10 protein-coding genes are annotated in these 13329 nt (G+C 44.1%); 4 read left to right on the top strand and 6 right to left on the bottom strand.

From position 1 onward, the window contains the following. Positions 1-45: 45 nt before the first annotated feature. The 4 genes from betB to QF117_RS00930 all read right to left on the bottom strand — a co-directional run bounded on the left by betB (position 46) and on the right by QF117_RS00930 (position 4750). Positions 46-1521 carry a betaine-aldehyde dehydrogenase gene (betB, locus tag QF117_RS00945; protein WP_282385595.1) on the bottom strand — a complete coding sequence of 492 codons (1476 nt, stop codon included), beginning with the start codon at positions 1519-1521 and terminating at the stop codon, positions 46-48. A 13-nt stretch (positions 1522-1534) separates the two neighbouring features. After that, on the bottom strand, positions 1535-2149 hold the full coding sequence (gene betI, locus QF117_RS00940; protein WP_282385594.1) for a transcriptional regulator BetI: 615 nt from the start codon (positions 2147-2149) through the stop codon (positions 1535-1537). A gap of 414 nt (positions 2150-2563) precedes the next feature. Next, the gene (locus tag QF117_RS00935) at positions 2564-3403 is read right to left on the bottom strand and encodes a 2OG-Fe(II) oxygenase family protein (RefSeq protein ID WP_282385593.1); all 840 of its coding nucleotides are present in this window, start codon (positions 3401-3403) and stop codon (positions 2564-2566) included. A 270-nt stretch (positions 3404-3673) separates the two neighbouring features. Continuing rightward, the gene (locus QF117_RS00930; protein WP_282385591.1) at positions 3674-4750 is read right to left on the bottom strand and encodes a PQQ-dependent sugar dehydrogenase; all 1077 of its coding nucleotides are present in this window, start codon (positions 4748-4750) and stop codon (positions 3674-3676) included. Between the two features lie 1117 nt (positions 4751-5867). Here QF117_RS00930 and QF117_RS00925 point away from each other — a divergent pair. Genes QF117_RS00925 through QF117_RS00910 form a run of 4 tightly spaced genes read left to right on the top strand, consistent with a single transcriptional unit; the run spans position 5868 to position 10191 of the window. Next, the gene (locus tag QF117_RS00925; RefSeq protein ID WP_282385589.1) at positions 5868-6950 is read left to right on the top strand and encodes a chemotaxis protein; all 1083 of its coding nucleotides are present in this window, start codon (positions 5868-5870) and stop codon (positions 6948-6950) included. A gap of 22 nt (positions 6951-6972) precedes the next feature. Further along, entirely contained in the window at positions 6973-7377 is a 405-nt protein-coding gene (locus QF117_RS00920; protein WP_282385587.1) for a hypothetical protein, read from the top strand. A gap of 3 nt (positions 7378-7380) precedes the next feature. Then, the gene (locus QF117_RS00915; RefSeq protein WP_282385585.1) at positions 7381-8304 is read left to right on the top strand and encodes a DNA repair protein; all 924 of its coding nucleotides are present in this window, start codon (positions 7381-7383) and stop codon (positions 8302-8304) included. A gap of 9 nt (positions 8305-8313) precedes the next feature. Then, a complete protein-coding gene (locus tag QF117_RS00910) occupies positions 8314-10191 on the top strand; it encodes a DNA repair protein (RefSeq protein ID WP_282385583.1) in 1878 nt (625 codons plus the stop codon). 591 nt (positions 10192-10782) lie between these two features. On the opposite strand, the gene QF117_RS00905 is transcribed toward QF117_RS00910, so the two are convergent. Further along, on the bottom strand, positions 10783-12090 hold the full coding sequence (locus tag QF117_RS00905; protein ID WP_282385581.1) for a phosphopentomutase: 1308 nt from the start codon (positions 12088-12090) through the stop codon (positions 10783-10785). Then, positions 12083-13249: a YhfX family PLP-dependent enzyme gene (locus tag QF117_RS00900; RefSeq protein WP_282385579.1), complete on the bottom strand. Its 1167-nt coding sequence runs from the start codon at positions 13247-13249 to the stop codon at positions 12083-12085. The genes QF117_RS00905 and QF117_RS00900 overlap by 8 nt, the downstream gene beginning before the upstream one ends. Between the last annotated feature and the right edge of the window lie 80 nt (positions 13250-13329).

Here is a 13329-nt window from a genome sequence, read left to right as displayed (position 1 = left end):
CGGCAAGTCGGTAGGGCTAAACTGATTATTCGTTAGACGGGTGAATTAAGCATAGGGGCTGGCGTAATCGCCTAACTCGATAAGAATGCTCTTTGTCTGCGTGTAATGGAGTAGGGTTTCTGGCCCATTTTCTCTGCCAATCCCAGACAGTTTGTATCCACCGACCGGCATTTCTGCGGGTGAATCTCCCCATGTATTGACCCAGCAGATACCCGCTTGCATTTGATGAATAACGCGATGAGCGCGAGAGAGATTCTGTGTGAAAATACCCGCAGCAAGGCCGTATTTTGTGTCGTTGGCTCGGCGAATAACCTCATCCTCATCGCTGAACTTGAGAACCGACATCACTGGGCCAAAGATCTCTTTTTGTACGTGTGGCATATCGTCTTGGCAATCAACAAACACGGTCGGGACAACAAAATTGCCATTGCCTAAACCATTGTCAGTGGCTTGATGGCCCCCAGTCAGTAGGGTGGCACCGGAGCCCTTTGCCTGTTCAATCGCATCGAGTACTTTTGAGAGATGATCTTTGGAAATCAGTGCACCGATCTGAGTGTCCATGTTCATCGGATCGCCAATGATCAGTTTCTCAGTACGGGTTTTAAGTTGGTTGATGAACGCGTCATAAACATTTTCGTGAACAAATACGCGTGTTCCATTGGTACACACTTCGCCTTGAGTGTAGAAATTAGCGACCATCGATGCAGAGACTGCGTCATCTAACTTAGCGTCATCAAACACGATCATCGGCGACTTACCGCCCAGTTCCATCGTGACGCTTTTGAGTGTTTTTGCGCTGTCAGCCATGACGGCTTTGCCGGTGCCTGTTTCGCCCGTAAAAGACACTTTGGCGATATCAGGATGAGCGGTCAGCATTTGACCCACCCGATAATCCCCTTGAACCACGTTAAATACGCCATCAGGTAACCCTGCTTCCGTGAAAATTTCCGCCAACTTCAAGGCGGTTAACGGGGTTTCTTCTGAAGGTTTGAATATCATTGCATTACCAGCCGCAAGTGCAGGCGCAGACTTCCACATCGCAATTTGAATCGGATAGTTCCATGCACCAATGCCCGCACAGATACCAAGAGGCTCTCGGCGTGTGTAGAAAAACTGCGTATCACTGAGCGGTTGTTGATCGCCCTGCATTCCTGGAACCAGCCCCGCAAAGTATTCAATCACGTCGGCACCAGAGGCAATATCAACCTCAATGGCTTCTTGTAATGGCTTGCCAGTGTCGGCCACTTCCAGCTCTGCCAGTTCATTGTTTCGAGCTCTAAGTATTTCTACCGCTTTTAACAAAATACGGCTGCGCTCAATGGCTGGCATGGCTGACCAAACGGCAAAACCACGCTGCGCCGATTCAACCGCACTTTGTACATCTTGCTCAGATGCCTGGCCTAGCGTCGCGATGACCTCGCCATTGGCTGGGTTAATGCTTGTGAATGTTTCACCAGAGGTTGCAGGCGTGCTCTTTCCATTGATATATAGGGAATCGATGTATAACGAATTCATTTCCATTTGAAGCTCAAACTCAGTCATTAGTAGTGTTAGAACGTGTTGAATAAAACGCGAGTTGTTTATCCAAGTAGTCGTTGATTATAAAGCGGGCTTTATCAGCGTTGATCCCATCGGGATTCAATGTGCCCCGTAGCCAAATTCCATCTATGAGGGAGGCAATACCTTGTGCAACAAGCTCAGCCTGTTCGTGAGTCAACAGGGCTTTTAACTCAATGAGTAGGTGAGACAACAATCGTTTTTCATTCACACGCTGTAACCGCTTTAGTTGCGCGTCGTGCATGGAATATGACCAAAACGCGAGCCAAGTCTTAGCAACCCTATTCTCTGCCTGATAGCCCTCAAAGTTACCCTTGATAATGGCATTGATTCTCTGTTTATGAGCATCTGCGGGCAGTGCTTTAAGTAATGAGCCAATGGTGCTTGAGTGTTGGCGAAGGATTGCTCGCATGGTTTCTTCAAGAAGGCCCTGCTTGCCGCCAAAGTAGTGATTAATGATCCCGGTTGATACTCCCGCTTCTTTGCTGATCAAAGCGATGCTTGCTGCGTGTAAGCCAACCCGATCGATGACCGTCATGGTTGCGTTAACAAGCTGTGGTTTTCGGATATCAGGCATCCCGACCTTGGGCATGTTGAGGACCTTTTATTTTATATTGAACGTTCAATTAATTATAAAATGACAGATTAATCGTTAGAGTTCAAACTATTATTTTTGAGTGAGCAGTGTGATAATCAAAAGAGAATGGCGATAAATACAATAATAACAATGAGTTGAAAGTGTATTGAGAGATTAAGATTAGAGGTGTAATTATTTGAGTTGTGATGGATATGGTTGGTTTTAGGATGGCGCTTATCGAATCGGATATTAGGTTTCTGAAGGCTAAAATAGATAAACCGGCGCATGCGACTGGCCGGTTGTCGTTTTTACTCTGTTTTTCTATTCAGCTTTTTCTGGTTTCTGTTTACTTCGACATTGTTGGACACGCTCACCAGGGGAAAAGGCGTGCGTGCCACTTATTGCCGCTTATCTTAATGGTTGCTAATTTTAGATGACACCCAGTTCACGCAGACGTTCCATTAGGTAGCTGTCAGCGGTGTAGCGATCTGACAGTACAACCTCGGGTTTCGGGTGTAAAAACAGTGGTAATGAGATTCTAGACTGCTCTTGACGACCACCATCAGGGTTTACAACGCGGTGGGTGGTGCTAGGAAAGTAGCCCCCAGACGCTTCTTGAAGCATATCGCCAATATTGATAATTAAGTTACCAAAGTCGCAAGGCACATCGATCCAATCCCCCTCCTGACTTTTCACCTGTAAGCCTGGTTCATTGGCGGCAGGAAGAACGGTGAGTAAGTTGATGTCTTCATGGGCGGCAGCTCGAATTGCACCGGGCTCTTCTTCCCCTGTCATCGGTGGGTAGTGAAGCACGCGCAGCAAGGTTTTGTCGCTCCCGTTGATCATTTCAGAGAGAGCAATGGAGAAGCGCTCTTGAACTTCTTTTGGTGCATGAGCTTCAACCCAACCAAGCAGTTCTTCTGCAAATTGGCTGGTACGTTGGTAGTAATCTAATATCTGTTCTTTCAATTCCTCAGGAATTTGCCCCCAAGGGTAGATATGAAAGTACTCTTTGATGTCTTTCACGCTGTGGCCTTTCGCTATCTCAGACACACTGGGCGGGAAGTAACCATCTTGTGTTTCTACGTTAAATTGAAATTCGTTTTTTCGTTCAGTAGAGAAAAACTGATACCAATTCTCGTAGATAGATTCAACCAGCTCTTTAGGGATTGGGTGATTCTTTAATACCCCAAATCCGGTTTCTTTTAGTGACTTTACAAATTGCTCAGCAGCATCTTCAGCAAGGTAATCGACGGTCTCTAATTTCATGACGGCTCTTTTTATTGTTGTTTGGTGAGCTAAGGAGTCTAAAAGTGACCAAAATGTAAATCAAACTTTAATGAATTGCGCTGAGATATGTTGCTTACAAATGTGCCCCAAGCACGTTTTCAAACAGGTTTGGTTACATAGAATGCGTTGGATAAACCGCGTTTATGAATACGAGGACTCAAATGTGATACGTAAACCAAACCATTTTTGTCTGCCATCATTGTTGTTGATGGGGGTATTGAGTCGATGGGTTCTTTCATCATGACTGAATTAGCGTTTGAGTCGATAAAGATTGCCACTGTCGGTACTGAAAAAAACGTCGCCCTGAGGAGACACCTCGATATCTCGGATCCGCTCACCTAAATTGGATAAAATCCTTTCCTCTTCGATGGCTTGACCCTGACGATTAACCGTAACGATGTTGATATGAGTGAGCTTTAGCGCCCCGGAAAGGAGCTTGCCCTTTAACTCAGGGAATTTTTCACCGCGATACACAACCAAGCTGCTTGGCGCGATAGAGGGGATATAGACTTTAACGGGTGCTTCCATTCCTTCTTTTTCTGTCGCTTCACCGACATCGATTGGCCCCCAGTATTCTTTGCCAAAAGACACCACTGGCCAGCCATAGTTCGCGCCTTTTTTGATGAGATTGATTTCATCACCCCCACGAGGCCCGTGTTCGATTGACCAAAGGGTTTGGGTCTTAGTATCGAAAAATAACCCCTGTGGATTTCTATGACCAAAGCTCCATATTTCATCTAGAATGCCGTCATTATTGACGAATGGGTTATCGGCAGGGGCTTTACCATCAGGAGACAAGCGTAAGATGGACCCGGCATGAGTGAGTGTGTTTTGCCCATTCTCGCGTTCGCCACGATCGCCAATGGAAAAATAAAGGCTATCGTTATCAAAGGTGATTCGACTGCCAAAGTGTCGGCCTGTATCGGTTTGAGATTGAGAAATAAACACATCTCTCCAAGCGGAGATATTGTTTTGGTTGAATTTTGCCGAAGCGAGCGTTGTGACGCCATCTCCGCCGATATTTTTACTGTAAGTGGCATAGATGGTGTTGCTGTCAAAAGGGGAGAGAGCAATATCCAACAGGCCGCCTTGCCCTTTTGCCCATACGTCAGGGACGGTTGCGAGAACATGGTGATCGCCTGTCATCAGGTCGACGCGCTTTAGCGTGCCATTTTTTTCAGTCACGAGCATGGTACGTTCATCCACGTAGGCGAGTCCCCAAGGTATCGATAACCCACTGGCGACTTTTTCTGCTTGCCACGCATGTGCGGTTGCTGTGATGAACAAAGAAAATATCAAGATGCTGAGTTGTTGAATGACTTTCATTGGCTTACTTACCTTTATAGCTAGCACATCATAGTTAGGAAATCTAAAGTGTATAGGTTAGGAGAGCTCATTTTTAACGTTGGTAAAAATCACGTCAATAAAGCTTAGCGCTTTGATTGGGATGCTGCTGTAGATAATGTTTTGCAAAAAGTAACGAGGAGAACTTATCGTTTATTCGTTCAAACGCATGAGCCTTTCTGCTGCAGTGCAAATCAGAGACATGAGTCAGCCGATGAAATTCTGTTGGTTTGGTGACTAGGCTTGTGTCGTCGAATATTACAGTTTGAAAACTCGACAAGAAAGACGAGAGCTATGACAATAAAGTTCGACACTTTTCAAGGCTGTTTGTCTTGTGCTCTGACAAGGTTTTGCCCCAAAACAAGCTAGAATAAATACTCATTCACATGTTGTTCATTCGTTTTTCCCTTTCTATAACTAATGGCACTTTTCTGGGAATTAGACAGATTACTTTCGTTATTTACTCTTCATACACCTACTTGAATCACATTACTCGCCAGTATGCATTTAGTTTTATTTGACCAGTAATCAACATAGGCGGAAGGCCTAAACAGAGAGTTTCCGCTTAAAAGGGTTATGTATAAATCACGCAACAGTAAGGTTAGATGGATGTATGAAGATACCAATAAAGTGCTGAAAAATATTCATATCCATTTTGAGTCCACTTTTTCAGAAACATTCGAGGTTGTTCAACAGTTTCGCTATATTGATTTTTCTCTGATCGAATGAATTCAAAGATGATTGCATTATCGATTTTACGCACTAAATGATCTATAGAAACTATTTCCAGTCGTATTGTTGCAAAGTAGGTTCTTGAAGCATATCGGAGCATCCATATTTCGATACTCCTATTAGAACAACCGTCTGACTTTCATTAGAAGCTAGTAATTTACTATTGGAAGATGTGCCTCTCAGAACGAGAATTTAAGAGATACTTAGGGTTGTTTAACGTGCTTATAATGTGCTCATGCTTTCCTATGAGTTTTCGTATATTTTGGAGTTAACCATAGCGATGGCATAGATTGCTCCGAGCTTAGATTATATGAAGCATTTGAGTGATCGGAAAACCTATCGTGTTGACTAAACCTAAGAGATCAAGATGGAAATAACAGCAGAAATTTTGTTTTGGGCATTGATTGGTTGTTCGGCCCTAATCGTCATCCTTCAAGGCGTATCAATAAGTAAGAATAATCAACTACAGCAATCTTTATCAGATGAGAGCACCAATACCGTTCAAATACTGGAAAACTATGCCACATTGACCAAGTCTCAGCTTGAAGATCAAAAGAACATCATCGAATCGAACCTTCAAAAACTTAGCGATAAACTAATGCAACAAGCAGCGTTGATCATTGCAGGGCAAACATCAGTTTCGCAGAACTCTAGCCAATATCATGAACAAACGCGCGGCTTGGTAACTGACTCCATCTCTGAGGTGAAAGCGGTTATTGCTTCAAATCAAAACCTCTCTGTGCAATATCAAGACTCAGTGATGAAAGCGTCTGAAGCCCTTAAGCAGGCACATAATGATTCGTTTGCGGCACTAACTGCGTCACACAAAAAGCAAGCGAAGGATTTGCTTGACGCACTTTCGGAGGCTGAAGCACGGCAGAGCCTAGCCATTACCTCGTTAAACGCATATCAAAGCGAGCAGTTTGCTCTACGCCAAAAGCAACTTGAGCAAGTACATGTTGCGATCAATGAACGTTTGACTGGTTTGAAACAGCTCGGTGAGCGTTCAGAGTTTGCAGGTAAGCAGTCGTCTAGAGCAATGCTTGAGCAACTTACCGCTCAAATCCAAAGGTTGCGAGCAGATAACCTTGTTAGCCTAACCAATGAGCTTGCTCAACATCAAGATTTAAAACTGGTAACCGATGACTTTATTAAAACTCTAGGTGAGTGCAAGGTTACTCACATAGAGGACAAACATTCCGGCCAGATGACGAATATTTACTACGAGCAGAACATTAAACGTAGAAGTGATACCTTTGCCGGTGAGTTACTGAAATACCAAATGTTGTTTAACAAAGATGGTAAGCCAAGTGTAGGGCGGGAGTTTGATACAATGGGTAACCTAGTCTTTGAATATACCTATGATGATGCAGGTGAAATCAGCAAACGCGTTGAAACTACGTATGATTGTTCTGGTCAACAATCAAGCCAATCAGAAGTAGCTTACTAAGCCAGCAGGAAGGAGTAGAAATATGTATTTATCAGAGTTAAATATTGGTGAAAAAAAGAACTTTCTAGAGTTGGCTAAGTTTTCTATGGGGCTTAATGGGGTGCATTTAGCCGAAGAGCAAGAAGTCTACCAATCTTTTGTTCAAGAGTGTGGCTTAGTGGAATATGAATTGACTAAGCAAGACAAAATTGAATCCGTAATTAAAGTGTTAGCAAAGAGTAAGGGAAAAGGTAAGCGGATCGTGTTGCTTGAGCTGTACGGTATTCTTCTCGCTGACGGTGAAGTGTGCGAAAAAGAGAGCGACTTTATGTCAAACCTTGCAGAGCAATTTGTCATTGAAGAATACGAATCGAAAAAAATCGAACGCTGGGTTGCTGCAATGAATGACATGGCCTCTGAAGGCTATGCACTGATTGATAAGGAATAATCTATGGGATGGTTTAGCCGAGCTTGTAGTTGGGCAGCGAGCAAATGTAGCGCTATTAGAGACAAGGTTTCTAGTGCGGTAAAAACGGTAAAAGAGAAGTGTTCTAAAATTTGGAACGCGTTTACCGGTAAGCACTATACGGATGAAGCAGAAGCCATCTATGCGGAAACCAAGAAAAGGTATGACGATGCCAAGCAGGTCTACGAAGATGTGGTGAAAGATATCTCTGCCAGTATTGAAAGTAAAATCAACGAGATCAACACCCAAAAGCAGGAGATATACGATGTTCACTTCGAACGTTTTATGCGCATCTCTCGGCGGTTGCATAACGTGACTGTAAAAGGTCAGCCATTTGAAGAGCTGTTTGATGACAATATTTTAGAAGTGAAACGCCAAAGTGGTGTGCGTTTGAAATCTGAAGTGATCAAGATTGATTTCAACCAGATGGGTATGCTCGATACATTAGGTATGGTGCTGACACTTGGCTTCTTTACTCGCAAAAAAGCCAAAGAATCGCTTGAGAACGCAAAGCAAGAGCGCATGCGTATTTTAGAAGATATCGCAAAATTAGAGTCTCAGCAAAAGCAACTCAAAGTGGTTGATGATTCAATTGATAGCGTGGTGCTCTATTTTGAAAAGTTGGTGGCGAGCTATAGCCGTATGCTCGATCGTTTTGAGTATGGCATCCAAACTCAGCGCATGCATCAGATGGCGAACGACTCTGATGTGTTTGCTCACAAGTTAGATTTCAGACTCCTTCCTGTGGTGCATTTAGAAGAGTTTAGAGCGTTATTTAACCTTTCTATTGTGCTGAAACAGATGGCGAATCTCGGTTTCTTATCTGAAGCCGGTGAGTTTAAAGACTGCGACAGCCAAAAAGCGAAAGTGATTTACGAGCTAACTCAATCAAAGTCTTTGTGTGCGTAAGGGTAATCAATGGATAACAATGCCGACTATAAAATGAAGTCGATTTCTAGTGATGACATAGTCAGTAAGCTGCAAGGAAGTTCGCCGCTTCAAGCCAGTAGAGTGTTACTTGATGTAGAGCTGCATGATCAAAGAGACAGTCTCGAAGTCTTAGAAGAAATTGAAAAAGAGATGAGTAACAGTGACACCAGTATTGGCCAATCTCTTATTCAACCGATCATTTTGAGTGTCTGCGACGGGTTTATTAGCCATCCAAAGCTAAAACTATCACAAAAGGGCTTGACCGCTTCAAGGCTCACAACCGAAATACAGCAATTTAGCTATGATAAACCTTCTCATATGCAGGTGGATGAAAGACTCGATAAAGTTCGATTAGATGAGCATTCGGCCAAGCAAGCTGACGATAAAGGTCAGTACGATACCGCTGTACGTGATGAAATCGAAGATCTTGGTCGAATGAAAGATCGAAAAGATTCCTATCAAAGCCGGTATATGGAAGACAAAACCCGAGTTTATAGTGAACTTGAAGTGAACGAACAAGGTGAAAGAAAGCACCTTCGTCGTAAAAGCAGTGACTATCATCAGAATCGACAACAGCAAGATAAAAGTACCTCTGCGAGTGAAATCAACGTTGACCACCAAGTGCCGTTGAAAAACGCATTTGATGAATATGGTGCTAGCCGTGCCTTAACCAAAGGTGATCTGAAAAGTGCTTTGAATCACGATGACAACCTTGGGGTTATTTCTGCCAAGTTGAATACCTCAAAAGGTGAAAAATCGTGGACCGAGTATAGTTCTTGGGTTGGCGATGAAAAATCTCGACTTAAGAAAAAGCAAAAGTCGGGTAAACAGCTCTCGAAAGAAGAGAAAGAGTGGTTAAAGTCAGCGCCATCTAAAAAGACGCTAGACAATGCCCTCAAAGCTGAAAAGAAAGCTAAGAGCACCATCGAAAAAGAGCTCAATAGCGCGGTTGTTAAGAACTTCACCAAAGACGCCAAACTTGCGAAAGAACTAGGCGCAGAAGCGTTAGGCCAAGCGAAAGACGAATTGAATCAAAAAGGCATTGGCGAACTGATAATCCTCATTATCAAACCAATATTTTTTGAGTTTAGCGATAGTTTTAAAAATGGTGTGTTGCACGGTTTTGATACCAAATCGAAGCTCAAGGCAATAAAACTCCGTTTTCAGCGTGCCAGTTCGTACATTATGGAAAATATTGCCAACATTGGCTTTGATGTCCTGAAAGACGCACTTAAAAACTTTGTTAAGTATTTGATTAACGCCATTGTTAACATGTTCGTTGGGCTATTGAAGAAAGCGCTTAAGATCATTGTTGAAGGGTTTTCGGCCATCATTCAATCTATCAAAATATTGATGAGTGATAGCTCGCCAGCACAAAAAGCAGACGCGATTACCAAGCTACTTGCTACAACGGTAGTAACTTATGTCAGCTTTGCGGTTGAAGAGATGATTGCTCCCTACGTCGAAATGATTCCGGTTGTCGGTGAATACTTAAAAGATGCAACCGGTATTATGGTGTCAGGTATTGGGTCAACCATCGTGGTTTGGTTGCTTGATCAGGCTGATATATTCTCAAGTAAAGTGGAGCTGCGTACCAAGCGCGTGAAAGAAGTGTTTGAGATGCGGATTCAGCAGATTAAAGAGAACACCGATGCTTTTGAGCAAGCAGCAATTACAAAGTTAGCCCAGGATAAGATTCAATTCCGTAAGTTAACGGAGAGTCTCAATGACGCGATTGAGAATAACCGAGACGTTAATACGGAAGTCGAGAATGTGGCTAAATTTCTAAATGTTGACTTAGACATAACATCCAATGATGACTTCTTTACACTTCTTGAAAACAACCACACACTTGTGATTGCGTAGCTAGCTATAGCTGTACGGCTATTGGGATAACATCCCCAAAGTTAAACTATCTTTAACTAGCAATACTACAAATAGAAATGAGTTTACATGTCGCAATCTCATTTTTTGTCTCAATCATACTGACCAGAGGTGGATCGGCGAACGAGCAGGGTGCCGTTCGTGAATGCTTTAAATTTTATTGAGTTAATAACCCACAGAAAAAGAAGAAACGTGAATATTGCCGTGTTTTACATGCAACCTAGAGTTGTATTGGCTGGGTGAATTTTGCCACTTGTATAGGGGGTCTGCAATACTTGAAATTATCCGTGAGACGCTAATTTAGAACATTCACTAAAACGTTTGTGTCCAAAACTGTGTTTCGAGCTTTGTTGTCACATTTTCTTTGGATATCTACGTGATCAAACAGTTTCGTAAGTGGAAAAGTTTCAAACGTTGTTGTCCTCCGATAGCTTTGAGAATGTGGTTTGGCTAATTTGGTGGGCAACGGAATGAAAAAACCTCTTTGCTTATTACATTAGGGGGAAAGCAAAGAGGCGACTCAGAATCGCGAGTAAAGAATGACTCAAGCGTACATAAAAATTAATTGCATAGTCATATTTGGGGTGTGTGAAGCAATGGTGTTATGGGCGTGCCATTTTCTGGTCGGTCAGCACCAAAGTAGGCACTCACTGTTGCGCCAACATCTGACATGGTTGCGCGTACGCCAAGGTTGAGTGCCTGATGACCTTTTTTATAGGCGAGTAAAGGCACCTGTTCACGAGTGTGTTTGGTGTGACCGATAAACGGATCGTTCCCATGATCGGCCATCACTACAAGAACATCCTGATCCGTCATTTGTTCCATCACTCTACCAAGTCCGCGATCGGCTTTTTCTAATATCTTCCAATACTGTTTAGGGTCTTGTTGGTGACCTGCAAGGTCTGTTTCTTGGATATTGGCGCAAAAGAAGCCGTGGCTTTCCGTAGAGAGATCGAGATTCAACAGGCGAAACACTTCATTGGTATCGACGACAGACGTGTAGGAGGTGCCATGTGGGTTTTGTACAATATCGGCTACTTTTCCATAGAGCCAGGTATGAATCCCTTGCTTGTGGAGCTGCCACGGTACTTGCGTTTTGGCGTCCACACCGTAGCCTAAATGAGCGACTTGAAAGCCTTCATCGTAGGCGCCACTATCTGGGGAGTTCACCCCAATATACGCTGGTTTCCCATCTTCATCATTTTTGATTTCAATGGCATTGAATACACGTTCCATGGTCGCGTATTGTTCATCAGGTGAGTGACCAATGGAGGGGCGTTCTGTTTTCAAAACGCCACTCGTTTCATCGCTAATATTGCCACCAAATGCGATATTTCGACTGACTGGATTGGCGCTTCTTACTACTGCTGCGATTTCCAGTAACTTGTCAAAGGGGACGATGTTGAAGTTACACGTAAGATTATAGACTTGGCCTAAATCTGCCTCGAGATTGTCGCCAACAATAATGCCGTCTTCTACGACAAGCACCGATAACCCTTGCTGGGTATGTCGAACCGCTTTATATCCGTGGCTAAGTAGAGCGCCTTCAATGTCGGGCAGTGCCACTTGAAAAGCCTGTTCTAATGGGGGCCTTGGCAGGGTGCCCATGATTTCCTGATGCCCCATAAAGGTGTCCCCCCCTTGGTGGGCGAGGTTGGATCGTCCAGTGTTGGCCAATGGGTTTGCAGACATGATTGAAGCTGCGTTGTTGACGACATTTTGTAGGCCAAGCTTTTCTAGTACTGGCAATCGCTTTAGAGGGAAATGAGCGAGTAACTTGCTCGCAGTGTTCGATCCGCAATCTTGTGGTCTCACGAGGGCGACATCGGGCATTTCGCCCACACCAAAGCCGTCCAGTACAACGACAATGAATCTAGGCATAGGTCACCTCATTTCCTAATGAGTCGTAAAGCCCAAGGATAAAAGGTTGCTCGGTTGATACTCCTCGAACCAAAGCTACATCACTGCGTGTGACGAAAACCTGAGTGCGATAAGCCATGATCACCGGAGCGCCGATAGGGTAATGCCCGGGTATCCGTAGGTGATAATCAATGCTGTCGGTTTCGTCGTTAAAGATCGCTGTGCGTTCACTGCCATGAGCACTGTAAACACGTGCATTTTCCAATAGCCCTCGTCGATAATACCCACCGCCAAAACAGTAGCTGTTGTCGGTGTGGTGGTGAGAGATTTCACTGAGATAAAGCATGGCAATCCGCTCCACTTGTGGCTCGATGGCATTGGCTGGAGTCGTCCCTGTTAGGGCATGGCCAGGCTCTCCGTGGGTGCATCCATATTTCGCCAGCATTGGGATCGTTTCTGAGTTGGTGGAAGACGGGGCATTCACCTGGCTGCATGGAATCCCTAGCGCATTTAACCCTTGTTTCGCTTCTAGCAGCGTCATTAGATTTGGGGTAGGTTGTGTTTTTTTGCTGCCCGAGTCGAATAAGAAGCAGGGAAAGTGAGTCACCCCTTCGATATAAACCCCCGGCATGTCTTGTATTGACCGCACCACTTCTTCTAGGCGTGATAGCGCAAACCCAGACTCTTGATTGACGTAAAGCTTGTCTCGACGATGGAAAAACTTCAGCAGTAAGCCTTGTTGTCGCCCAGCCGTAACCGCAGCGTCAGAGATCTGTTGGGCTTTCTCAAGGCTATACACCGTCATAACCTGAGGCTTTATATTGGCGACCAATGAATGAATCATATTGCTTGGTGGTTGAACCAAATGGCCCACATTGGCGATGGGTAATCCATGTGCAGCCATGAGTCGGGCTTCTTTGAAATCCACGCATACGATGCCTTCATAACCACATTCTTCAATGAGCAGTTTGGCAATCATTGGATTGCGACCAAACTGTTTGGTCATGGCATAAAGACGTATCCCCGATTCGTCCGCCACCTGCTTCATTGATTTGGCGTTGATGAGCAGTTGGTCGACATCAATAACCACAGTGTCGGGCTGTAATTGACCCTGTTTAAATAGTGCTAGGGTGGCATTAATTAAATTGGGATTTTGCTTTTCTAACGCTTCTAAAAACATGTTCTCCCCTTTTTAGGCATGAGCTGATCCCGAACATCATTTCTGATGCACTCGCTTAATAATGAATTTCAAATACAAGT

Origin of the sequence: Vibrio sp. YMD68, assembly GCF_029958905.1 — a bacterium.
GTDB lineage: Bacteria > Pseudomonadota > Gammaproteobacteria > Enterobacterales > Vibrionaceae > Vibrio.
This window is presented reverse-complemented; position numbering and strand designations above follow the sequence as displayed.